Annotated in this window: 20 protein-coding genes; 9 read left to right on the plus strand and 11 right to left on the minus strand. The window is 60.2% G+C overall.

What is annotated here, in order from left to right; all coding sequences use genetic code 11:
* The first annotated feature begins 109 nt into the window (after positions 1-109).
* Positions 110-760, plus strand: coding sequence for a hypothetical protein (locus ASF70_RS04815; protein ID WP_156461766.1), 651 nt, complete (start codon positions 110-112; stop codon positions 758-760).
* A 79-nt stretch (positions 761-839) separates the two neighbouring features.
* Here the strand turns inward: ASF70_RS04815 and ASF70_RS04820 are convergent, their stop codons facing one another.
* Together ASF70_RS04820 and ASF70_RS04825 are read right to left on the minus strand one after the other, a co-directional pair.
* A complete protein-coding gene (locus tag ASF70_RS04820) occupies positions 840-1,433 on the minus strand; it encodes a hypothetical protein (RefSeq protein ID WP_062577891.1) in 594 nt (197 codons plus the stop codon).
* A 152-nt stretch (positions 1,434-1,585) separates the two neighbouring features.
* A complete protein-coding gene (locus ASF70_RS04825) occupies positions 1,586-3,802 on the minus strand; it encodes an EAL domain-containing protein (RefSeq protein ID WP_244473962.1) in 2,217 nt (738 codons plus the stop codon).
* Between the two features lie 303 nt (positions 3,803-4,105).
* On the opposite strand from ASF70_RS04825, the gene ASF70_RS04830 reads away from it, so the two are divergent.
* A complete protein-coding gene (locus ASF70_RS04830) occupies positions 4,106-4,915 on the plus strand; it encodes a transporter substrate-binding domain-containing protein (protein WP_244473963.1) in 810 nt (269 codons plus the stop codon).
* A gap of 214 nt (positions 4,916-5,129) precedes the next feature.
* Here ASF70_RS04830 and ASF70_RS04835 read toward each other — a convergent pair whose 3' ends face one another.
* From ASF70_RS04835 to ASF70_RS04860, 6 genes are all read right to left on the minus strand, one after another.
* Positions 5,130-7,061, minus strand: coding sequence for a beta-galactosidase (locus tag ASF70_RS04835; protein WP_062577895.1), 1,932 nt, complete (start codon positions 7,059-7,061; stop codon positions 5,130-5,132).
* On the minus strand, positions 7,061-8,158 hold the full coding sequence (gene ugpC, locus ASF70_RS04840) for a sn-glycerol-3-phosphate ABC transporter ATP-binding protein UgpC (RefSeq protein WP_062577897.1): 1,098 nt from the start codon (positions 8,156-8,158) through the stop codon (positions 7,061-7,063). Before ugpC ends, ASF70_RS04835 begins: the two co-directional genes overlap by 1 nt.
* The gene (locus ASF70_RS04845) at positions 8,155-10,257 is read right to left on the minus strand and encodes an alpha-galactosidase (protein ID WP_062577900.1); all 2,103 of its coding nucleotides are present in this window, start codon (positions 10,255-10,257) and stop codon (positions 8,155-8,157) included. Before ASF70_RS04845 ends, ugpC begins: the two co-directional genes overlap by 4 nt.
* Complete coding sequence (locus ASF70_RS04850) at positions 10,254-11,105, minus strand: carbohydrate ABC transporter permease (RefSeq protein ID WP_062459888.1); 852 nt, start codon at positions 11,103-11,105, stop codon at positions 10,254-10,256. The genes ASF70_RS04845 and ASF70_RS04850 overlap by 4 nt, the downstream gene beginning before the upstream one ends.
* Positions 11,105-11,923 (minus strand): sugar ABC transporter permease, encoded by an 819-nt coding sequence (locus ASF70_RS04855; RefSeq protein WP_156461786.1) that lies wholly within the window; start codon positions 11,921-11,923, stop codon positions 11,105-11,107. The genes ASF70_RS04850 and ASF70_RS04855 overlap by 1 nt, the downstream gene beginning before the upstream one ends.
* 174 nt (positions 11,924-12,097) lie before the next feature.
* A complete protein-coding gene (locus tag ASF70_RS04860) occupies positions 12,098-13,333 on the minus strand; it encodes an extracellular solute-binding protein (protein WP_062577903.1) in 1,236 nt (411 codons plus the stop codon).
* A gap of 145 nt (positions 13,334-13,478) precedes the next feature.
* Here ASF70_RS04860 and ASF70_RS04865 point away from each other — a divergent pair, with 145 nt between their 5' ends.
* Both ASF70_RS04865 and ASF70_RS04870 read left to right on the plus strand, forming a co-directional pair.
* The gene (locus ASF70_RS04865; protein ID WP_062577905.1) at positions 13,479-14,402 is read left to right on the plus strand and encodes a helix-turn-helix domain-containing protein; all 924 of its coding nucleotides are present in this window, start codon (positions 13,479-13,481) and stop codon (positions 14,400-14,402) included.
* A gap of 197 nt (positions 14,403-14,599) precedes the next feature.
* The gene (locus ASF70_RS04870; RefSeq protein ID WP_062459880.1) at positions 14,600-15,982 is read left to right on the plus strand and encodes a gluconate:H+ symporter; all 1,383 of its coding nucleotides are present in this window, start codon (positions 14,600-14,602) and stop codon (positions 15,980-15,982) included.
* A gap of 124 nt (positions 15,983-16,106) precedes the next feature.
* Here ASF70_RS04870 and ASF70_RS04875 read toward each other — a convergent pair whose 3' ends face one another.
* Positions 16,107-16,523 (minus strand): DUF393 domain-containing protein, encoded by a 417-nt coding sequence (locus ASF70_RS04875; RefSeq protein ID WP_244473981.1) that lies wholly within the window; start codon positions 16,521-16,523, stop codon positions 16,107-16,109.
* A gap of 215 nt (positions 16,524-16,738) precedes the next feature.
* Between ASF70_RS04875 and ASF70_RS04880 the strand changes: the two genes are divergently transcribed.
* Positions 16,739-17,734, plus strand: coding sequence for an FAD-dependent oxidoreductase (locus tag ASF70_RS04880; RefSeq protein WP_062577908.1), 996 nt, complete (start codon positions 16,739-16,741; stop codon positions 17,732-17,734).
* On the plus strand, positions 17,731-18,159 hold the full coding sequence (locus ASF70_RS04885; protein WP_062577910.1) for a DUF3429 domain-containing protein: 429 nt from the start codon (positions 17,731-17,733) through the stop codon (positions 18,157-18,159). Before ASF70_RS04880 ends, ASF70_RS04885 begins: the two co-directional genes overlap by 4 nt.
* A gap of 113 nt (positions 18,160-18,272) precedes the next feature.
* Here the strand turns inward: ASF70_RS04885 and ASF70_RS04890 are convergent, their stop codons facing one another.
* The gene (locus ASF70_RS04890; RefSeq protein WP_062577913.1) at positions 18,273-19,991 is read right to left on the minus strand and encodes an extracellular solute-binding protein; all 1,719 of its coding nucleotides are present in this window, start codon (positions 19,989-19,991) and stop codon (positions 18,273-18,275) included.
* A 94-nt stretch (positions 19,992-20,085) separates the two neighbouring features.
* The gene (locus ASF70_RS04895; RefSeq protein ID WP_062577915.1) at positions 20,086-20,988 is read right to left on the minus strand and encodes an NAD(P)-dependent oxidoreductase; all 903 of its coding nucleotides are present in this window, start codon (positions 20,986-20,988) and stop codon (positions 20,086-20,088) included.
* A gap of 506 nt (positions 20,989-21,494) precedes the next feature.
* On the opposite strand from ASF70_RS04895, the gene ASF70_RS04900 reads away from it, so the two are divergent.
* The 3 genes from ASF70_RS04900 to ASF70_RS04910 all read left to right on the plus strand — a co-directional run bounded on the left by ASF70_RS04900 (position 21,495) and on the right by ASF70_RS04910 (position 23,979).
* Positions 21,495-22,568 carry a 2,3-butanediol dehydrogenase gene (locus ASF70_RS04900; protein WP_062459869.1) on the plus strand — a complete coding sequence of 358 codons (1,074 nt, stop codon included), beginning with the start codon at positions 21,495-21,497 and terminating at the stop codon, positions 22,566-22,568.
* 116 nt (positions 22,569-22,684) lie between these two features.
* Entirely contained in the window at positions 22,685-22,969 is a 285-nt protein-coding gene (locus tag ASF70_RS04905; protein WP_062459867.1) for a YciI family protein, read from the plus strand.
* Positions 22,966-23,979, plus strand: a complete 1,014-nt coding sequence (locus tag ASF70_RS04910) for a Gfo/Idh/MocA family oxidoreductase (RefSeq protein WP_062577917.1) — start codon at positions 22,966-22,968, stop codon at positions 23,977-23,979. Before ASF70_RS04905 ends, ASF70_RS04910 begins: the two co-directional genes overlap by 4 nt.
* Positions 23,980-23,987 lie beyond the last annotated feature (8 nt).

Here is a 23,987-nt window from a genome sequence, read left to right on the forward strand (position 1 = left end):
AACGGTAACGTTTGTTTTCTGCACGCTTCGGTGCAGACTGTCACTTGGAACGATTCCGGTTTTTACTCTTCAGTCGACTCCACGACGGGCTTACTTAACGAGGTACTCGGTGATTGATTTCTTCGGCACAACGCAAGGTTCCATGACGTTGGGAGCGCTGATTGGCGCTGGTAGCTTTGCTCTGGGATCCGCCAGTCGGTCCATCCACAAACTCGGCGTTCTCGTCCGTCCGGGACAGACAAACCGGAACGCGCGCAGCCTTGCAATGCGAACGATGCTGGCGCTCGATGACTACGTTGGGGCCGCCTATGCAGCCGTCCATGACCGGCCTGAGTTCAATCCTATGGACCAGGAGGAGTTCGCGTTCCATCTTCCCGAACCAGTGCTGATCCTTCCTGACGACGCGGACTGGCAACTTTTCGGGGCGGATCTTGGCGAAGAGATATTGTGGTTTTCAAACCGTGTTAGCAACCACGAGAACGCTCTCGAAAGCCTCGATTTGTCGAAACCCGCGCATGACGGCTTTTTCGAGCGCCGCATTGAGGGTTACGCCCGGCTTGCTGCAAGAGCGATGGATCTGATTGCTCGGATCAGCAGCGAGTTCGACCTGACCCTTCCTGAAAAACCGGACTACTATCGTCAGGCGGAAGGGCTGGCCAAGATTCTGCACGGCCTCGATAAGGCGACCGCAAACAAGCTCCAACCCGCCACCGGGAATGCAACCACGAATGTGACTCCACTGTTCCCAAAGTCAGTGTGATCTGCCGCCGGCATCTGCCGATCGACATTTCCAACGTCAGGCCATGCGATCAGGCTGAGCCTGATACGGACCTTTTTTGTCAGAACTTGTACCGGACCCCTACGACATTGGCGTTCGAGCCGCCGTGCATGTCGCCCAGCGTTCCCCATGCGCCTGAGCGATGGTGGAGCCGCCAGAACACTTCCGTGTTCGGGAGCTTGTCGCTCGAAAGGCTCAGCTCAGGCCCAAGGTAGAACAGGGTGCGGGCGTTGCCGTCCCGTTCCTGCTCGTGATCCCGCTCCCGACCTTTCTGGCTTTTGGTGACATGGCTGAGGCCGAACGTGAACGATGGCGCGACACGCACAGGACCAAGCTTGACGCCGTCATGTCGGCCCACGACACCGCCCCACACCTCGCCGCTCGTGCTCTGGCCGAACCGACCAGAAAGACCCGCCTCCAGGCCGAAGCTGAACGTCCCGAACTGGTATGGGAACACCTGGTAACCCAGCCCAATCAACGCGTTATCTTCGTAGTCAGAACCGAACACGTTGGCAGCGTCGAGCATATTCTCATCGACCATAGCGCCACCGAACACCATCACCGACTGATCCAGATCAGGACGGTCTGCCCGCGCATGACCGAGACCCAACTGCAAGACGACGGCCACCAAAGCCACCCTCGGGAAGAAATTCATTCCAGCTTTCCTCCTCAGGAGTTGTTTCGCGCGCCGTAACGTTAGCAAGACAACATACGACCTGATCCGTTGTAGGCAAGACGTCATCGACTGTCGAGAGTTGTGGCAGATCCGAAACGACCGATGGAATTCTGCCACCGTTCGTGTTCCGTTTATAACGAGAGGCGTATTTGGCTCGGCCGCACCTGGTGGCCGAAGGCCTCGATCGGTATGGGTCGCGAGAAAAGGTAACCTTGCAGCTCGTCGCATCCCGCTGCGATCAGGAACTCCCTCTGCTCCTCGGTTTCGACACCCTCGGCCGTTGTTGCCTTGCCCAATGTCCGGCTCAGACTGGCGATAGCGGAGACGATGGCGGCACCTTCTGCCTTGCAGCCCAGCAATTGGACGAAGGACCTGTCAATCTTTACGCGGTCGATTTTGAGGTCGATCAAATGGCTCAGCGACGAAAAGCCGGTGCCGAAATCGTCGAGCGCAATTCTCACCCCGCGTGACCTGAGTAGGTTCAGGTTCTCGGCCGCGCCTTCGTCGAGGTTGAAAATGGCAGCCTCTGTTACTTCAAGCTCCAAGCGATCCGGCGAAAGCCCGCAATCTCTCAGAATCGACAGAACCATCTGGGCAAAGTTGCGCTGTCCGATTTGTGACGGGGAGACGTTGACGGCAATCGAGAGATGAGCCGGCCAGGACGCGGCAGCGGCGGCCGCCGTGAGCAAGACCCATCGGCCGAGCTGGTTGATCATCCCGGCTTCTTCAGCAATCGGAATAAACTTGTCAGGCGACAGAAGCCCCCTTGTCGGGTGGCGCCATCGGACAAGAGCTTCCGCACCTGTAACATCACCTGACCTGTCTGCCTGATGGACGCCTTGAGCAAAAACTTCCAGATGACCTACCCTGTTGTCGCGCATCACCCCTTGCGTGTCACCCGGACCTTCATCTCTTTCGAGCATGATGCGCAGTTCGTTCCGCAGTTCGGTGCGTTCGTTTGCGCGGGTGTCCAGCGAACTATTGTATTCTGCCGCGCGGCCGCGGCCACTTTCCTTGGCATCGTAGAGTGCGACGTCTGCCCGACGAAGGAGTTCCCGGGCAGTGGTAAACGCGCCCTCAGGGGCCGTGTATCCGATGGAGCCGCCGATAGAGACAACGACAGTACCGTTCACAAGATGAAACGGGTCGCTGATGCGCACCATGATCTCGTTGCACAAACCGATGATGCTTCGGTTGTGGCCGAGAGAGGGGATGAGGAGGGCAAACTCGTCGCCGCCGAAACGCGCAAGCGTGTCACCAGGCCGAAGAAGCGACTTCATCCGCTCTACGGCGATACGCAACAGCTCGTCGCCAGCGAGATGGCCGTAGACGTCGTTGACCTGCTTAAACCGGTCGAGGTCGATCAGCGCGACGACAGTCTCGCGGTCTTGTGTCCCGAGTTCGGTAAGACATTGCTCAAGTCTTGTCGCAAACAAAGCGCGGTTGGGAAGACCGGTCAGCACGTCGTGATGGGAAAGATGCCGCGCATGGGTCTCGCTCGCAGCGAGTTGTTTCAGGCTATAGCGCAGGCGCAGCAGCAGGGCGGAAAACAAGATGGTGACGACAAGTCCGGCGGCAGACAGGAAGGGCAGGAGACGCGCGATAACGCGAGAACCAGGCAGATCCGGTTTCCAGACGATAAATCCGATGGGCTCTGCCGTGCGGGTGGACGCCACCTGGAACGCGACCTCACCCGGTTCGTAATCCGCTGTGCGAGCATAACGTGCCCCCGCGAGACCCTGCTCCCTGCTCAACATATCGAGCGTCGGGCCGTCCAGGAACCGGATGGCGATCAGATAGTATGCCGCCTTCACCTTACCCGGATCATCTTGCACCTGATGAACCACCGGAACGATGCCCGCAATCGAGGGCCTGCCTTCCAGCCGGAGCAACTCCACCTGATTCTTTTGGGGAGCGGGAGCGTGCTGCCCATCGGTTTTCAGGCCTTTTGTTACGGCCGAGATCATTGGCCAAAGGACGGGACGAACCCATTTGAAACGACGCACGCTATCGGGGTCAGGCTGGAGTGCGAGTTCTCCGTCGGGCGAAATCAGAAAAACGGCGCTGTAGCCAAAGACGGATGTGGCGATCCGACCAAACGTCTGGATCGACGCGCTTCTGGATATCTCCGTGCCGCTGTCCGAAGAGCCGGGCGATAAGAATGAAGCATAGCCTTCCGCCAGCAGTTGCATATCCTGTGCAACGCGGTCGACCTGATTTTGCAGCCTGCCGTCAACCAGCTCTCGTTGCCTGTCGCGCGCCGCAGAGTCGCTTTCACTTCCAGCCCAAATGGCTGCGAGAACAACGAGCCCTAATATTGCAAGACCGGTTCCGGTCAGCAGGATCAAAACCGACTGCGACGACGAACGAGCCGACAGTCGCGTCAACAATGAAAACACCCAGTTTGAAGACACGGAATCTCCCCTCGCCCAGGGAAGTGTAGAGGGGATTAATTACGAAATGCTTTTAAAGCATGTCTCAAAATTGAAGCATTCGCGATTGATGACGAAAACACGCAATGCCGGAGACGGCCGGGGTCAAGATGAGCTTCTGGTCGGCTGCTGACAAGCATGCGAGAGAAGCTCTTAATCCTTGTATGTTCTAATATTCCCAATACGGGAATCGAGCCCGGACGACAAGAGGAGAGCCAGATGCCGAAAATGAACCCCAGAGCGCTGATCACACTGTGTATAGCTGCTTCGTGGCTCCTTTTGCCCACACATAACCTTAGAGAGGCAGTCGCTGCCGACCGGGCAGGAGATCAGAAGATCAAGGTTGCGTTTGAGGGAGGCTTTCCTCCCTTCAACTACGTGGACTCCAGCGGTCAACTGCAGGGTTTCGACGTCGACATCGCCAAGGCCCTTTGTGAGACGGCACGGCTTTCCTGCGAACTGGTCGTCCAGGAATGGACCGACATGATCCCCAATCTGCTTTCGAACAAATACGACATGATCGTATCGTCCATGTCGATGAGTGCAGAGAGACGCAAACTCGTGACATTCTCGGACAAATACTACGACAGTCCCTCCGTCTTTATCGCACGCAAGGACTCGGTCTTGACCACCATATCGGACGAAAGCCTCAAGGGCCTGCGCGTCGGCATCGCGGCGGAGACCTCACAGCAGGCATACATCAAGAAGTTTTTCCCAAGCGCCGAGACAACGGTGTTTCGCTCCTCGCCGGAGCTTTACAAGGCGCTGGCAAACGAGGACGTTGACGTCATGCTTGAAGACAAGCTTGCCGTGTACGACTGGCTCACGAACACGAATGAAGGACGTTGCTGCAAGTTCGTTGGCACCGACGTCAAGGACGCATCGATCTTCGGCGAAGGTGCGGGCATCGCTTTCCGCAAGGACGATGCTGCGTTGACGGCAAAGATCAATGCGGCCCTGGCGGAGCTTCAGGCTGGCGAAGTCTATGACAGCATCAACGCGAAATATTTCCCCTTCAGCATCCGTTGATGCGGGCCATCTGGCATTCCTGAAGATCGAAACAGGATGTCGGGTCGACACCCTGCCGCGAACCGGCCTAAGCCGGAATCCTGATACAGCTCAGCGAATGTCGTAGTGGAGATCCGCTCGCATCATTTCGGTCAGTTCCGCACCGTTCCATAGGGCCCGTTCAGCTCCCGGGCAACCGTTTGGCAGGCGCGTGTTTGGTTGCTGTCTGGCTCGCTCACGCCCGCCAGACAGCAACCTCATACGGGCGAAGAGTGCGCTCGCCGAGCACGATGCGGATCCCGGTTGGAACCGTCCAGTCCTCCGCACCGTAGTTAAACGCGAAGACGAGCTCGCCGCGTCGCCGCATACGAACATGTTCCGGCAGCTCGAACGTGGGGATGTCCGCAGCGTCCAGAACCAGGCTCATCGTTGCGGCAAGGAGTGACTCATCCGGCCAGCAGGCCAGGTAATGGATCTTCTCCTTGCGGGTGAGGGCCGGCATGCCATCGCCGAAGCGGGCAAGAACATCGCCGGTCGCTTCTATATCTTCGCGCCAGCGGATTGCTGCGCCTGAGATCTGTCCGGTCACAGGCTGGGCAAGGCCCGGCCGCAGGGTGGCGACCTGCAGGACGCGGTGGCCCGTGAGATCGGCGAGCGGACCGGGGGGCAGATTGTCGGGAATGGTGAAGTTGCGGGTTCGGGATCCGGTTCGTGGACCGATCAGGACCACGCCGTCGAATTGGCGGAGTTCCCTCTCCAGATCCGCGGATACTTCCGTGACGCAGGGCAGAACGACGAGCGCGTAGCCATCGAGCGGCGCGCCGGGGCGCACGAAGTCGATATCGACGCCGTGGCGGCGTAGGCTTTCGTACCAGCGGAAGGTCAGTTCCTCGTAGTGAAAGTCCTTGCCCTGTGGCTGGATCACCGTCGTCCAATGGCTTTGGTAATCGAAGACAACAGCAACTTTAGCCGTCTGTGTTTCTGGCAGCGTTCCGAAGGTGGCGAGCTCGCTCGCTACCTGTCCAGCTTCACGCCCGCCGGGAGAAAGCTCGTCGAGGCCGGGAAGGTTCAGACCCGCATGCATCTGCTCCTGCGCGAAGGGTGCCTGCCGCCAGCGGAAATAGCTGACGACTTCCGCGCCATGGGCCAGCGCTTCCCAGGTCCAGAGGCGCACCATGCCGGGCTTCGGGATCGGGTTCCAGGGCGCCCAGTTCACCGGGCCGGGTTGCTGTTCCATCACCCAGAACCGGCCACGGCCCACCGCGCGATAGAGATCGTGGTGAAACGGCGCGATATCCGGATGCGACGTCTCGGCCCAGCGATTGCGCTCCGCCTCCGAGAACGGAAACTTTTCGACGAAGCCGATCGGGTAGCTGTCCCAGGAGGCGAGGTCGAGATTGTCAGCCACCTGGAAATGGTCGAAATCGAGAACGAAGCCCATGAAGTTATGGGTGATCCAGCGATCCGGCGAATGCCGGCGGATGATCTCGCACTGCATTGCGTCATAGGCTGCGACCTGCTCCGAGTGAAAACGCCAGAAATCGAGCCGCGTCGCCGGATTGCTTTCGGTCACGGTCAGGTTCGGCAGCGCGACGTCGTCGAAGCTCGCGACTTCCATTGACCAGAACACCGAGCCCCAGGCCTCGTTGAGCTGCTCGGTAGACTGGTAGCGCAGCCGCAGCCAGCGGCGGAATGCCTTCAGGTCTTCAGGCCCAAAGGACAGGGTCGTGTCGTGGCAGCCGTATTCGTTGTCGGTCTGCCAGCCGGCGAGGCCCGGATGGTCGCCGTACCGTTTTGCGACCGCCTCGACGATGCGGGCGCTCTCGCGCCACCAAGTCTCTGAGGAAAACGTGTAATGACGCCTCGAGCCGAAACCGCGCAGACGGCCGTGTTCGTCATAGGGCAGGATGTCGGGATACTCGTCGATCAACCACTTTGGTGGTGTCGCCGTCGGCGTGCCGAGCACGATTTTGAGGCCAGCCTTTGTCAGGACGTCCATCGCCCGGTCGAGCCAGGCGAAGTCGAAGTTGCCGCGGCTCGGCTCAAGCCGTGACCAGGCGAATTCGCCGATGCGCACGAAGGAAATGCCAAGTTCGCGCATGCGCCGGGCATCGGTTTCCCAGCGGTCTTCGTTCCAGTGTTCCGGATAGTAGCAGACGCCAAGCATTATCGTGTGAGATCTCCATTGACGACGGCAAGGCCGTCGGTATCGAACAGATGGCAGGCCCTGGCCGGAACACCGACGCGGATAGGGTCGCCCGCGCGCTGGCTTGCAAGGCCGTCGGCCTTGACCGCAATCTCAGAACCATCGGCGAGCGAAACGAAGAACAGGGTCTCGGAGCCGAGATGTTCGGCGAGCTTCACGCGGCCTTCGAGAACGATATCGCCATTGCCGGTCGCATCCAGATGTTCGGGGCGGACGCCCAGCGTCATCGTTCCGCCTTTCACTGAGGCGCCGTGCGTGTCGAGCGAAAGCGATGCGCCGCCGGGAAGGCTTGCGGTGACGCGGCCGTTCTCGCCGGGTGTCACGGGAACCGTCAGAAAGTTCATCTTCGGCGAACCGATGAAACCGGCGACGAACAGGTTTTTCGGCCGGTGATAGAGCTCGAGCGGCGCACCGACCTGCTCGATGCGACCTGCCGACAGCACGACGATCTTGTCGGCCATGGTCATCGCCTCGACCTGATCGTGGGTCACGTAGATCATCGTCGCCTTCAGATCCTGATGCAGGTTCGAGAGCTCCGAGCGCATCTGCACGCGCAGCGCCGCATCCAGATTGGAGAGCGGTTCGTCGAACAGGAAGACGTCCGGATTGCGGACAATCGCACGGCCGATTGCAACACGCTGGCGCTGACCACCCGACAACTGCCCCGGCTTGCGCTGCAGCAGCGGCTCAAGCTGCAGCATCTTTGCCGCATAGGCTGTGCGCTCTGCGACCAGGGCCTTCGGATGGCCCGTCATCTTCAGGCCAAAACCGATGTTTTCCGCAACCGTCATATGCGGATAAAGCGCATAGGACTGAAACACCATGGCGACACCGCGCTCGGACGGGCCGACGTCGGTCATCTCCTGGCTGCCGATCGACAGCGAGCCCTCGGAAATCTTCTCCAGGCCGGCGATCATCCGCAACAGCGTGGACTTGCCACAGCCGGACGGGCCGACGAAAACGCAGAACTCGCCATCGGCAATATCGAGATCGACACCCTTGATGACATTGACGGCGCCAAAGCTTTTCTTGACGGCGCGCAGGCTGACGTCGCTCATCGCATCTGTCTCCCATGGTTAGGTGTTAGTTCAAGAAGCAGGGCGCTTTCGGGCCGAAGCATCGGCAAGGGAAGGCCAGCAAGACCGGCATGCGCCAGATCGAAAGCCATCTCGCCCGAAAGCAGGCGCTTCTGACCGTCCGATATGCGGACGAAGTCGGGCTCTTTCGGCAGAACAGTTTCGATGCGCCAGGTTCCGCCGAAGCGCGTGAGTTGTTCAGGCAAGCGCAGCGGTGATGGCTGTTCGCCCACCATCTGCGGTCCCTGTGCAACGATGACGACGATCTTTTCTGCGCTGGCAGCACCCCAGACATAGCGCCCATCGATTGGCTCAATCCGGAAATTGGCGCCCGGCGCATGCAGAAGCGGACGAAGCCGCTTGTGGGTCTCGATATAGAGCGCCAGCTCGCCGCGCTCTTTGACTGAGAGTTCGAGCGGGTTGAGCTCGACGCCGAAATGATAGGCCATCGCCACCAGCGCCCGGAAGCTTAGGGAATGGCGACGGTTGGTCTGGTGGTTGGGATCTGCGGAAATGTGACTGCCGAGAATTTCCGGAGGCACGAAAAGCGAAGCGCCGCGCTGGATTTCCAGCCTCTCCAGCGCATCGGTGCAGTCTGATGTCCAGACGCGATGGGTGCGGGCAAGAGCGCCATAATCGATCCGGCCACCGCCCGATGCGCAGCTTTCGATCTCGACATCCGGGTGAGCGGCGCGAACGCGATCCATCAGGGCGTAGACGGCGCGTGTCTGGGCGGCGGTCTTTGCCTTGCCGTCGCGACCGCCGCTATGGGTCAGGTCGCGGTTCATGTCCCATTTGACATAGGAAACCGCATGGCCGCCAAGCACCGCATCAATCTTCGAAAATAGATAGTCGGAGACGTCCCGACGTGTGAGATCGAGCACAAGCTGGTTGCGGGAAGCGAGCAGTGGCCGCCCTTCGACCTGCAGCGCCCAGTCCGGGTGGACGGTGAACAGGTCGGACAACGGATTGACCATTTCCGGTTCGAACCAGATGCCGAATTGCATGCCAAGGCTGGTCACGTGATCGACGAGCGGTTTCAGTCCGTCCGGATATTTGCGCGGGTCGATATCCCAGTCGCCAAGGCTCGTCGTGTCGTCGTCGCGTTTGCCGAACCAGCCGTCGTCCAGCACGAAACGCTCGATGCCGAGTGCTGCGGCTGCAGACGCCTGCGCTTTCAGCGAGCCCAGCTGGTGGTCGAAATAATTGCCTTCCCAGGTGTTGAGCGTGACCGGCCGTGGGCTCATGGAACCGCCCGGCCACTGGACAAGCTCGGTGCGGACGAAGGCATGAAATGCCTCGCTGTGTGGCCCGGCATAGGCGACCGGGCTCTGGTAACTCTCGCCGGGCGCGAGAATGATCTCGCCGGGTTCGAACAGTTCGCCAAGATGGACGAGGCGCTGGCCGTCATCGGTCCGGTCGATGGCGATCTGGTGGTTCCCGCTCCAGCCGAGCGTGACGCCGAAACGCTGGTCGGCGCCCTCGACGAACAGCATCGGCAACCGGTCGTGCGAGGTGCGGCCGCGGCGGTTTTCCTGCATCCACAGGCCATTGGCGAGCGTTTCGCGCCGGGTCTGGAACTCTCGGCCCCATGAGCCGGTAAAACTGGTGATGGTTGTCTCACCTGAGGGCGCCAGGAAGCTCGCGGCCATGCAGCGATCGAGCTGGTAGTCGGTCTCGCCTGCATTGGAGAGCCGGGTTGCGATCGAGAGCACGCCGGACGCATGGTCCGTAAGCGTGATGGAGATCCCGATCCGTGCGACCGGGTCGTTCGCCGAAAGCACGGTCTGTGCTCCGTTCCGTGATGCCGACCAGCCGCTGAGCGCGAGAATGAAATCGCGGCCGGCGCGGTGGCCTGCAATCGCCGGCCAGCCGAAAAAGCCCATTCCGCCTGATGGCAGCAGGACGGCCGATGGGACCGCGACGTCCATGCCGTTGATACGGCTCGATCGTTCGATCTCAAACAGCGGATCGGTGGCAACCGGCGGGCGGCCGAAGGCCAGGATTTCGGGCATCCCCGTTTCGGGCAGGCGGAGGCTCAGCGCGAAATCGCCGGATCCGACAGTTACGATGTCACTCATCCCTTGGTGGCTCCAAGTGTCAGGCCGGCAATGAAATGCCGTTGCATCAGGAAAAACATGGCGACCGGCGGCAGGGCCGCGATGATCGATCCGGCGGAAACCAGATGCCAGGCGGCAACCCATTGGCCGTTCAGCGAATAGAGGCCGGCAGTCACCGGCATGGCGTGCTGGCCCTGCACGAGCACGGTCGCCCAGAAATAGTCGTTCCAGACGAAGGTGAAGATCAGGACGGACAGCGCCGCAATCGCCGGCCGCATCAGCGGCAGCACGATATGGCGAAAGATCTTCCATTCGGACACGCCTTCGACGCGAGCGGATTCGATCAGGGCAAAGGGCAGGCCCTTGATGAAGTTGCGCATGAACAGCGTGCAGAAACCGGTCTGGAAGGCTGCATGGAAAAGCACCAGTCCCGTCACCGTGTCATAGAGACCGAGTTTCAGCGTCAGGTCGCGAACCGGCACCATCAGGATCTGGAAGGGAATGAAATTGCCCGCGACGAACATAAAGAACAGGACGAGATTTCCCTTGAAGCGATAGACCGCCAGCGCAAAGCCGGTCAGGCAGGAAATACCGACCGCGCCGATGACGGTCGGGATCGTCACCTTGAACGAGTTCAGGATGTAGAGACCGATCGGAGAATCCCGGAAGACGGCCGTGTAGTTCTCGACACCGGCAAAACCGGAGGGCATTCCGAAGTAATTGCCGGCTGCAAGATCGCCCGCCGGCCGCACCGAGGTGATGGCGACGCCGATCAGAGGCAGGAGCCAGAGGACGAGCGAGACAGGCAGGAGCACCTTGTAGCCGGTCCGCATCCATGGCGATGCGTTCTGAATGGGGGAGGGGAACATCAGGCGTTCCTTTCCTGGACAAGCATCCGCACGATGAAGAGCGAGATGAACACCATCATGATCAGGAACAGTACGACTGCGATCGCGGCGCCATAGCCCATGCGGAAACCGTATTCCGACAATGCCTGTTCGAACATGAAGTAGGAGAGAACCTGGCTCGATCCGTAAGGACCGCCGGCGGTCATGATCGACACGAGGTCGAAGGAGCGCAGCGAACCGATGACGGTGACGACCATCGCGATGAAAGTCGCCGGCGCAAGCTGCGGCAGGACGACGTACCAGAGAAGCTTGAGCCCCTTGGCGCCATCCATCCGCGCGGCCTCGACCTGTTCCGGATTAATGTTGTTGAGACCTGTCAGGTAGAGGATCATGCAATAGGCCGTCTGCGGCCACAGGCCGGCGATGATGATGCCGTAGGAGACGTAGCGCTCATCCGCCAGAACCGCCAGCTGCTCGCCCGTCAGCCACTCCAGCAGTTTCGAAAACGGCCCGAAATCCGGCGCGTAGAACCAGGTAAAGATCAGGCCGACCACGACCTGGCTTATGACGAACGGGAAAAAGAACAGCGACTTGTAGAGCCGGATCCCGGTGACCGACTGGTTGAGAAAAAGTGCTACGGCAAGGCCTGCAGGGATCGCCAGAAGATAGAGCAGCAGCCAGATGACGTTGTTCTTCAGGGAAACGTAGAAGGAGTCGTCATCCAGAAGTTCGCGGTAATTGCCAAGTCCAATCCAGACCTTTTCGCCAAGCCCGTCCCAGTCATGAAAGCTGATCCAGATCGACTGGAAGATCGGCAAAAGGACATAGACGATGAACATGAAAAGGCCGGGGGCGAGAAACAGCCATGGCGTGAGCCATTCCCTGTTGTTCTTCGAGCGGCGCGACGGCTGCGTTGCGGAATAGCTCACGACGATACTTCTGCAGATTCTTTTAGGATTGCGGCCGGACGCAGGACCTTGCGGTCGCTGCGCCCGGTCTCCTGGGAGGAAGCGCTACTTGTAGACGCGGGTGCGGACCTTCTCGAGCCGTGCCAGGATGGCGTCGATCTTGTCCGGCTTGACGATGAATTCCTGGAAGCCTTCCATGCCGGCCTTTGCCATTTCGGCATTGGCATCGCGGTCGTAGAACTGCGCGAGGCCCTGGGCGCCCGATAGCATCGTGAAGCCGGCCTCGAGGAAGACGTCCTTCGGCTTTTCGGCCTGATTGTTGACGGGCAGCTGGCCAAGCGTGGCGTTCATCGTCGACTGTGCCTGGGCCGAGCCGACGTAAGCCAGGAATTTCTTGGCGTCTTCCTTGTTCTTTGCCTTGGCTGGAATGTGGAACGTATCCGTCGGCGCTTCTTCGGCCCTCGGCAGGCCGGGGGTGATTTCAGGGAAGGGAAGGAAGCCGATCTGCTCCTCCTTCAGACCACCGTCCTTCATGGTGGCGACGGCGAAATTGCCCATCAGATACATGGCGGCCTTGCCCTGGACGAGCTGCGGGACTGCATCCTGCCAGTCGATCGCCGCATGGTTCTCGATGAAGTAGCCGGGCTTGACGAGCTCGGCCCATTTCTCGAACACGGCCTTTACCTTGGGATCGGTGTAAGGAACCTTGCCGGCTGTCAGATCCATGTGGAACTGGTAGCCGTTGACGCGAAGATTGAGATAGTCGAACCAGCCGCCGGTCGGCCAGAGTGCCTTGGTGCCGATCGTGAAGGGCGTGATCCCCGCAGCCTTGAGCTTGGCGCTCGCGGCAATCAGCTCTGCCCAGTTCTTTGGCGGGGTGATGCTCTTTTCGGCAAAGATGTCCTTACGGTAGTAGATGCCCCACTGGTAATAAGTATAGGGCATGCCCCACTTCTTGCCGTCGATCGTCATTGACGGTACGGCAGCCTTCATCTGCTGATCGTAGCCATTGGCCGCCCAGACATCGCTCACATCGGCAAACAGTCCCGCCTTGACGAAGGGCTCCATGCGATTGCCGGCATACCAGGCGACGACATCAGGCGCGTCGGCGGTCAGGAAGTTGCGGATCGCGGCCTTGTAGCCTTCGTGGTCAAAGTTGTTCCACTTGACCTTGATGTCGGGGTTGGCCTTCTCGAAGGCCGCAATCAGATCGCCCATCGCCTTTTTCGGCACGGGATCCGAATGGTCTGAATTGACTGTGATTTCGCCCGCGAAAACCGATGGCGCAATTAGAAAAGTCGACAATACGAGGCCAAGCAGCCTCTTTCTTAGAACGGTCATGTGTTCCTCCCTTGTGACCATCGGTAACCGGATGAAGTCCTAGATTTCAGCCTTACCGATCGAGCTCCTCCAGCCCGTCTTGATGTTCCGCCACAAACCCGTAGAGTTCCACTGTATTTCAGGGAATGTTTTCCGGGATCCTAAGATGGATAAGGCCGCATCAACCATTTTAAAGGACGGATCGGTTCCGGCACATCCCGATCTCGATCCGCGGCACCCGCTTGTCGTGTTCGGCGACCATCGGTTCTGCGCGGGCGAAACTCTTGTCGTGCAGCGGATGGCTGGCCCGCATATGCACAGTCAGATCGAACTGAATTTTCTTACCCAGGGCCAGATGACCTACTGGTTCGACGGGCGGGAACTGACGATCGGCGCGGGTCGTCTCTGCCTTTTCTGGGGCATGGTACCGCATCAGGTGACGGAGATCGAAAAAGGTACGCGGTTTGTCTGTCTCTATGTTCCCATGTCCGTTTTTCTTGGTCTTGCCACTCTCAGCCGGTTCCGGGATGCCGTCTTCCGTGGTGCGGTCATCGAAGCGACCGTTGTCAGGCCTTTCGATGAGGACGTCTTTCTCAGATGGCGCGAGGAACTCTTGCAGGGTGACGAGGGACTGGCAGAGATCGTCCGAACCGAGCTCACGGCCCGGGTTTTGAGGATCGAGCGGGAAGGTTGGCGGGATCTGCGCGAACACGCCCCTGCCATTGCCGGCCTCTCATCCAGTGACAGCGGGCGCGCCGGTCATGTGGAGCAGATGTTGCGCTTCATTGCCGAACACGCCCTCGGCGATATTTCCGTCGATCACGTGGCGCGGGATGTGGGACTTCATCCAAATTATGCCATGAGCCTGTTCAAGCGGGCGGTCGGCCAGACGATGAACCAGGCGATTGCCCGCCACCGGTTGGACACGGCTCGCTCGCTTTTGATCTCGACAGACATGTCGATCACGAATGTCGCCTTCGAATCCGGCTTCGGCTCGGTCTCGCGCTTCTACGAAGCTTTCACCGACCGCTTCGCCGACCGGCCATCCGCGTTTCGCCGCAGGATGCAGGCAAATGCGCGACGCGACTGACACTGCGTGATGACCAGCCGTTCTGGTTGAACGTCCGATTTCAAGTTGAATAGAGCCTTCGCAGGCAATTCCTGCAAGCCGCGCTGAGCAGCGGCTCTAACGTGGTCGTGCACGTCGATTGAGGTTGAGTTTGCATTCTGGGCGATACCTCCGTACATCGCGCAGACACAACCGCTAAGCCCTGTAGGAGTATAATTTTGCCGGAGTTCGAACAGACCCTGGGAGCGGGTACGCTCATATCCATTGCGGCTGGCGCCGTTGCGCTGCTGCTGGTTCTTATCATCCAGTTTCGCATCCACGCTTTTGTCTCGCTCATTCTCGTCAGTTTCCTGACCGCGCTCGTGACGGGAATTCCGGCGGGGAATATCCTCACCACCCTCACGTCCGCATTTGGCTCGACCCTCGGGGGCGTTGCTCTGCTTGTCGGCCTTGGCGCAATGCTGGGTCGCTTGCTGGAAGTATCGGGTGGTGCGCAGGCTCTTGCGGATGACCTCGTCCGCCGATTTGGCGAAAAACGTGCACCGCTGGCGTTGGGCATCGCGTCGCTGTTCTTCGGCTTCCCGATCTTCTTCGATGCAGGCCTCGTGGTCATGCTTCCGGTGATGTTCACGGTAGGGCGTCGCCTTGGCGGAAGCCTTCTTCTCTACGGCATCCCGGTCGCGACCGCGTTCTCGTGCATGCACGTTTTCGTGCCGCCGCATCCCGGGCCTGTCGCCGCAGCCGAACTGCTGGGCGCCGACGTCGGACTTCTGATCATCGTCGGTCTGTTGGTCGCCATCCCGACCTGGGTCGTTGCGGGCCATTTTTTCGGAAGCTGGATCGGCAAACGCATCTACCTGCCGGTGCCCGACAACGTCACTGATGAGCAATCCTCCGACGACGAGAGAATCTCCCTGCCGAGCCCTGGCCTCGTCGTTGCACTTCTTCTTTTGCCGCTCGTTCTCATCTTCATGAATACCGGCCTCGATTTCGCGCGCGCACAGGAATGGGTCAGCAAGGATGCCAGCTGGTTCCAGCTTGCCCGCACCGTAGGCTCTACTCCAATCGCACTTCTGATTTCGGTTCTCGTCGCCGGCTACGTTCTTGGGCCAATGCGCGGTCGCGATCCCATCAAGGTGGAGCGCATCGTTGACTCTGCTCTTGGACCTGTCTGCTCTGTTATCCTGATCACCGGCGCGGGCGGCATGTTTGGCGGCGTTCTGCGTGCTTCGGGGATCGGAAATGCTTTGTCGGATGTGCTTGCCGATATCGGTATGCCCATACTGGTGGCAGGCTTCCTGATCTCGACCGCGCTGCGCGTTGCACAGGGCTCCGCGACGGTTGCACTCATCACGGCTGCTGGCCTTGTGCAGCCTGCGGTACAGGCTGCCGGTTATCAAGGTATTCAGCTGTCAGCGATCGTCATCGCCGTCGCATCGGGTTCTGTCATGCTGTCGCATGTCAATGATTCCGGCTTTTGGCTGGTCGGTCGCTTCTTCAACATGGACATCAAGACCACGTTCAAGACCTGGACCGCGATGCAGACGTTGGTGGGCCTCGTTGGCTTTGCGCTCTCCGGGATCATCTTCTGGCTGGCCTAACAACCCGGTTTCATAGCCAGGCACGCTCTTGATGAAGGCGTGCCTGGCTTCCCTCGCTCTAATCGGCAAATTTCGAGACGGTCGGCAGCAAGCCGCGTTCAGACAGCGCCGACCACGGTATCCATTACCGGAAAAACTTCTGCAGAGACGGCCTCAGTCGCAGGAAACCCAGGTAGGCCATCTCGAAGAATGGCGTGACGGGAGGCCAGCCTGCGATGAGACCGAGCGGGCGCAAAAGGGGTATCGCCCGCCACATTGCGGCAAAGGCTGCCGCCCCCGACAAAAGCTTGCCTCCTTCTTCGGCATGAAACCGCGACAGGATCTCCACACGATCGACAGGACACGATGCCTTGGGATCGCAGGCGTCGATGAAGCGGATTGCATTGCGCCGGTCCAGCCTCCGGATGATCGCGATCTCGCGCCGGCAAAGCGGGCAGCCGCTGTCAAACCAGACGGTGACTTGCTCCATCATGACGTGTGCTTTGTAGTGTTGATGAGCATGGCTAATACCTCGAGTGCGAAGAATGCCAAACCATCCCATCTGCACAGATGTTCCGCAAGCATAGGTTACATCACAGCCTACCTGCTGGATCGGCGCTCTCTATCCCCGATACAGGGCACCTTGCGCCCACAAGCGCCCAAGTATTCAACCAAGGCCGCATCCAAGATGGAAACCAGAGACGCAGCCTGATCGGCTTGCGGCGGCGGAACCTATGGGGCATTGATGCCCTCAGCCACCGCCGGAGATCGACAGACATGGCAAGACGAATACGACTGGGCATTGTCGGTGCAGGGATCGCCGGCCTGACTCTGGCCAGAGCCATGGCCGACTGTGCCGATGTCAGGATTTTCGAGAAAAGCAGAGGCGTCGGCGGACGGATGGCGACACGGCGAACCGATGCCGTGGCTTTTGATCATGGAGCGCAGTATTTCACCATCAGGGACGGACGTTCCCGTGCAGCGCTGGAGACGGCGCAGGCCGACGGAGTGATTCAGCCCTGGACCGGTGCGCTTGCAACGCTGCCCGACGGCAATCTCGCGGCTTTGTCGGGGGGCGACACAACGCGTTATGTCGGGAGCCCTTCGATGAACGCGCTTGCGAAAGCGATGGCGGCAGGCCTTGATATCCAGACCGACGCGCCTGTGGAGGCGATCAGCGGCACGGCGGGTAAGTGGTTCTTGAAAATCGGCGATCGCCGCGAGGGCCCGTTCGACTGGCTGGTTTTAGCGGCGCCAGCCCCACAGTCGGCATTGCTTCTTCCTGACGAGTTTACGCATCACGGGGCGCTGGCAAAAACCCGGATGAATGCCTGCTTCACGCTGATGATTCGCCAGACCGAGGATGCAAAGCTTCCCTTTGCTGCCGCCCGTGTCGATGATCCGGTCATCGGCTGGATCTCCCGCAACAATTCCAAGCCGGAACGGCCTGACGACCCCTGTCTAGTGGTCAACGCGACGGCCAAGTGGTCCGACGATCATTTGGAGGAGCCACTGGAAGATGTTCGTCGGACGATGCTGGAGGCGCTCCAGCGCTATATTCCGATCTCCCCGAGTGAGGCTGAGGCTGCAACCATCCATCGTTGGCGCTATGCCAATGTCGATCGGCCGGCCGGACAGGCTTTCCTTCTCGATGATGTGTCCCAATTGGCGGCTTGCGGAGACTGGTGCATCGCAGGGCGGGTCGAGGCAGCGTTCCTCAGCGCCGCGGCCCTTGGCGATGCGCTCAAACAGATCGTAAAGGTAGCGCCATGACAATAACCCCGCGGACCATCTCCACGCTTCTGACCTATTGCGGGGCCCTGCCGTTCTGGCTGCTGGCATTTGCCCCCTCGACCGTTCTCGGTTTTGAAACGGCACCCGCATTCCTGTCCTACGGGGCAGTCATCGCATCCTTTATGGCCGGAGCCCTCTGGGGAAGCGCTCAAACCGGCAGGGGCGACCTGGTGATCATTGTCGCCAGTAATGTGCTGGCTCTCATTGCCTTTGCGACACTGGTTGCCAGTCCTTTGCCGATAGCCCTGCTGGTACAGGTGTTGTTGTTTGCCCTTCTGCTGATCGCCGACCACAGGACCCTTTCTACGGATCCTTCACGGCAGTGGTATTGGAAACTGCGCATTCGGGTGACTGCGCTTGTCGCGCTTGCCTATGGCGTCATGCTTTTCCGCTACGTCTTTTGAACGGGTGGATGAAACTGCGCTCTCAAGCGTCATCAACTCGATAGGTTGGCGACGCCCCAAATATCTCGATGGCACACTGCCGGTGGCCGTCTCAAGACTGCTTCCGTCCTTTTCTAGCTCGCAGGCCCGGTGCGTCGTTTCCCTGAGGCTTTAAGCTCCCGGTTGATCCGATCGGCCGCATCCGCCAATGCTGTCCTGTCTGACTTTGCCCCCGACAATGCGTCATGCACTTCCTCGCCAAGGATTCGTTCGATCGCTGAATATTGCGGAATATTGGGTCGCTGCCAGGTGTGCAGCAGGTTTTTCTTCGCGAGCTGATCGACAAAACGCACGATCGGCGAACTCGCAGCCGCCTCCGGGTCCGCACTCACCGAGAAGCGCGGGGCGATCGGAAAGCCGTTCTTGACATGGGCCTTCATGGCCTCGCGCGACGCCATCCAGGCGATTGCGTCTGCGGCGAGTTCCACCCGGGCTTCGGGCAGATTGGACGGAATGCAGAAAAGGAAACCGCCGATCGGCGAAGCGCGGGTGCCGCCAGGCCCGGAGGGCTGTGGCAGGTACTCGACCCGCCGCTTGACCACGGACTGAACGTCGTACTCGAACCTTGCCGCGCGCATCGTCCAGAAATAGCCGAGACTGGCCTTTCCCTTCATGAACACGTCAAGCGTCTTGTCCCACGCCATGTTGAGAATGCCCGGCGGCGAGATCTCGATCAGGCGGCGCATGAAGTCCAGCGCGGAGAGGGCGGCATCCGACTGGATGGTACAGTGCAGTTCTTCGAGGTTCACACCCTCCAGCGTAAAGCCCGCCCGGGACTTGCGCAGTGAAATGGTCGGCTGGCCGCAAGCGCCGAGAAAGAACATGAAGCTCGACGCGATCGGCATGCCGCGGGCACCGTCCCAGACTGCGCCATACATGCCGTGCTGCGGGGCGTGGAAATGCCGGCCTGCGGCAAGCACGTCCTCGAACTTTCGCGGGAAATCCAGCCCGGCATCGGCAAACAGGTCCCGCCGGGCGGCGAGGATCTCGATCGTGCAGTAGCCCGGAACGCCATAGTCCTGGCCATCCCAACGGGCCGTCGACCAGATGGAAGGATGGAAGTCGAGCGGGTTGATACCGGTTTTCTGAATGAGGGCATCGAAGGGGCGGATGATGTCCTTTTCGGCAAACTCGCCAAGCCAGGGCATGTTGATGGCGAGAACATCGTAGTCAGAGACCGGTTTGTTGCGATTGTCCAGGATGCGGCGATAGAGATCTGGCAGTGGCAGAAGGTCGAAGTTCTTCTTCGATGCGAGGTTGTTGCGGAAGTCGGCCCACATGTTGCGCATGGACGAAAAGTAGTTGTCGTCGTTGAGGAGGAAGCGCAGTTCGATATGCGACTCGACCCGCTTCTGCACCAGTCGCATGGGCGGGATGATCTGCGAGCCCAACGGGGTCCCGCCAAAGTAATAGTCTTCCTCCTGCTCGCCGCCGCGCAGGCCGAGCGTCTGGGCAAGCAGGGACTTCGTCTTTCCGGCATAAGCCTGGAAGGACTGCAGGAGCTTTTCGCTCGGTTGCAGGGAAAAGGTCTTGGCGCCGGGCCCCTTGGGGACTTTCAAAATGTAGCCACTGTCCACCATGCGATTGATCAGCCGCATGGAAGTTGCGTAGGGCAGGCCGGATTCCTGGCCGAGCGTTGAGATGGCGACAGTCTGGCTGTGGATATGGGCCTTGATGAGAAAGACCACGATTTTCCAGCCGGGGTCTTCGTCGAATCCGCCGATCACGTCGCCGAAGGGCCGCCGGGTCTTGTCCAGGAACTCAATCACCCGCAGCATTTCGTAGTCGTTCACGTCGGCCCCCCGTCCGTCGCGTCACTAGACGATGTTCGTAGCCATTGCAGCGCCTCTTGGCTAGGCGCTCCAGGTGCTGACGCGAATGTGGTGATTATTTTTCCGCTGGCGGCAGCAGACCCGCGCGGCGTTCGGACTGCTCGAACAGCACAAAGAAGTCCTTTTCAGCCAGCCCTTCCGTAAAGGCGGTCTCGTATTGCTGACGGATCATCGATGCCATGTACATCGGGATATGGTCTGCCCGGGCCGCGTCGAGGATCAGGTCGAAGTCCTTCATCATCTGCGACACCGAAAATGCCGGATCGAAATTGCGCTGGACCAGAAGGTCACGCTTATAGGCGATCAAAGGCGACGCAACTGCACTTTCGCAAATGACATTGAGCATGGTCTCAACCGAGAGGTTTCCCTTGAGGCCGAGCGTCAGCGCTTCGCCCAGCAGCGCCGATGTGGCGCCCACCAAGGCGTTGAGGACGAGCTTCAGATAGCGGGCCTCCTCGGCCTGGCCGACATAGAAGCGACGCGAGGCAAAGCAACCAAAGATAGGATCGAGGCGCTTGTAGGCGTCTTCCGGACCTGACGCCATGACCGAAAGGGTTCCCGCAGACGCGGTCGCCGTGCTGCCCGAGACCGGTGCGCGCAGGTAATGGACGCCGCATGCGCTCATGGCTTCATTCACTTCGGCGGAGATCGCGGGCGACACAGTGCTCATTTCCACCAGCGTCTGGCCTGATGTCATGACGCTCGCAAGGCCACCCTTGCCGAAGATGAGGTCGCGCAAAACGGCGTCGTTGGGAATAGTCAGGATCACGACGTCGGATTTCGCGGCCAGATCCTCAAGCGTGTGGGCGACATTGGCGCCTTCCGCAACGATCGTCGCCCGATTTTCGGGCAAGGGTTCATAGACGTGAAGCCGGTAACCGGCTTCCAGCACCCGGCGGCTCATCGGAGCGCCCATCTTGCCTATGCCAGCCCAGCCGACTGAAATTTCTTCGTTCATTGCGTCCTCCCGTCCCAATCGACAACAGGCTGTGACGGACCACCGATCTGGCCATCGCCTGGGGATCCATACGCCCAGCGCGCGCATCGAACAGCGCGGACCAGACATTTCCTCCCTCCAAAACACTAGGGCGACAGCTTACCGAATGCTCTCTGCAAAATATCCATTCTGGACAAAAGGAGGGCTGTGACAGGTTCCGTTATCTACTAGCCTGAAGTCGGACCGTTCAGCGTTCCGTGGGAGGAACTTAGCTGACAACAAGGATCATGGTGCGCGCGCTGTCGAGCGTCGTTCCCCTGTGCCGTGTGTTTCGCAGGATATGTCGAGGATCGGAGGAGGATCCGCCATGCAAGACGATCATTTCAGAAATTTGGATATTCGCCGCTAGCAAACCTCGGCAATGCGTTGGTGAGGCCACTGCCGCCATGTCGCCTCGTGACATCAGAGATTGGCGGGGCGCGGCTGGCAGCGCAGGCAGATGCAGTTATTTCGGGAAGGACAGTCAGATGAAAGCCGTTCGCTACTACACACAGAAAGACATCCGGGTGGAGGATGTCCCGGCGCCTTCGGGTCCGCTCGGGGACGACATGGTGCTGATCGAGCCGCTGGTCTGTGGCATTTGCGGGACCGACCTGCATGAATACATTGCCGGACCGATCGTGACGCCGAGCACGCCTCATGTCTATTCGGGCGCAACACTGCCACAGATTCTAGGCCACGAATTCTCGGCGCGCGTCCTCGAAGTCGGGCGCAACGTCACGCATGTTTCGCCCGGAACCCGCGTGTCGGTGCAGCCACTCATCTCCCCACGCGACGACTATTACGGGCGCCGCGGTCAATATCATCTCAGCGAGAAAATGGCCTGCGTCGGCCTGTCCTGGGACTGGGGCGGCATGGGCGAGCGCGCTGTCGTCAACAGCTACAACGTCTTTCCGGTCCCTGACAGCGTCAGCGACGTTCAGGCGGCGATGATCGAACCGGCGGCGGTCGCGCTCTATGGCGTCGATCGCGGCGGTGTCGAGGCCGGAAGCACGGTCCTCGTGTCCGGTGTCGGGCCGATCGGAGCGCTGGTCCTTCTGGCGACCCGCGCAGCCGGTGCGACGACGATCTTCGTTTCCGAACTCAATCCAAACCGCCGCGCGCTGGCTCAGAAGCTGGTCCCGGAGGCGATCGTCTTCGACCCGCGCGAAACGGATACGGAAAGCCTTTTCCGGCAGCATACCGAAGACGGCGTCGGCGTCGATGTGGCGCTCGAATGCGTCGGCGCGGAAGCCTCTCTCAATCTCTGCGTCAAGGCCGTCAAGCGCCGAGGCACGGTCGTCCAGGTCGGCCTGCATGTCAAACCTGCCTCGATCGACGCCATGCTCTGGGCCTTGAAGGATATCACAGTGGAGGCGACGTGGTGCTATCCGGTGACGATCTGGCCACGCATCGCCCAGATGATCGGCGCCGGCATCTTTCCGGTTGAGCAGATTGTGACCGCGCAGATCTCGCCGGAGGATGTGGTCGAGAAGGGTTTCGAGGCTCTGCTCGATCCCAATGCGTCACACATGAAGATTCTGGTCAACATGCAGGGCTGACACCCTGCGCTTGCCGCGGACCGTGACAAGCGCGGCCGCCACGCAGATCCGTCCGACCAAAGGTGATTTGCGGGCGGTCTGCAGCACTTGAAACAGCCTGATCCAAGAGGGTTATCATGCATTACATCGTTCATTGCCTCGATCATCCCGGCGCTGTTGACAAGCGCCTCGCCCATTACGATGCCCATAAGGCCTATCTGGCATCTGCCAAGACAAAGACCGTAATCTCCGGTCCTCTTCTTGCCGACGATAACGAGACGATGATCGGCTCGCTGTTCCTGCTCGAGGCCGACACGAAGGACGAGGTGGTGGCCTTCAACCAGGCAGACCCGTTCAATGCTGCCGGCGTCTGGGCGTCGGTAAACATCCATCCCTTTGCCAAGCGGGTGGACAACCGATGAGCGGCTACGAGGGAAAACCCGTCCAGGCGGCCATTGTCGGCCTTGGCTGGTGGGGCAAGAAAATGGCGACGCTGGTCAATGCCGGAGGTGCTGAAATGCACTTCGTGCATGGCGTCGACCCCAACCCGGCAGAGCAGGGCTTTGCCGCGGAACGGGGCATGCGTTTCTCCTCCGAACTCGGCGAGGCGCTTGCCGATCCCGAGGTCGAGGCGGTGATCTTGGCAACGCCACATTCGCTGCACCAGAGCCAGATCGCGCAGGCGGTTGCCGCCGGCAAGCATGTCTTTTGCGAAAAGCCGCTTGCGATGACCAGGAAGGACGCCGAAGCCTCTGTCGCGCTGTGCGAGAAGGCCGGTCTGGTGCTTGGCATGGGCCACGAGCGCCGCTTTGAACCGCCGATTGCCGAGATCCTTGATGCCGCGGCCACGGGCCGCCTTGGCCGCCTGCTGCAGATCGAAGCCAATTTCAGCCACGACAAGTTCCTGGGGCTCGACCCCTCCAATTGGCGGCTCAGTGCCGAACAGGCGCCGGCGGGCGGCATGACCGCCACCGGCATCCATCTGACGGACCTCTCCGTCAAGCTGATGGGGCCGGCGAAGGATGTCCGCGTCATCTGCGAAAACCTCGCGTCGGAAATCCCGCAGGGCGACACCATGAGTGCGCATATCCGCTTCAAGTCCGGCGGGTCGGCCTATGTGTCCGCCACACTTGCAACGCCGTTCATCTCGCGCTTTGCGGTGTTCGGCACGCTCGGCTGGATCGAGGTGCGGGACAAAGCGCATGTGGAATCGCCTGATGGCTGGATCGTCACCGAGGGCTGGAAGGGCCAGCCGATCACGACCCGCGAAGTGTCACCGGCCGAGCCGGTCCGGGACAACCTGCGGGCTTTTGCGCGCGCTGTCCGCGGCAGAGAGACCTATCCGATTAGCGGCGAAGAAATGATCGACAATATTGCGCTGCTCGAAGCGATCATTCGGTCGGCCCGCACGGGCGCAGTCGAGCAACTTTGAGATTGGCT

It is taken from the genome of Rhizobium sp. Leaf321 (genome assembly GCF_001423215.1).
Lineage (GTDB): Bacteria > Pseudomonadota > Alphaproteobacteria > Rhizobiales > Rhizobiaceae > Neorhizobium > Neorhizobium soli.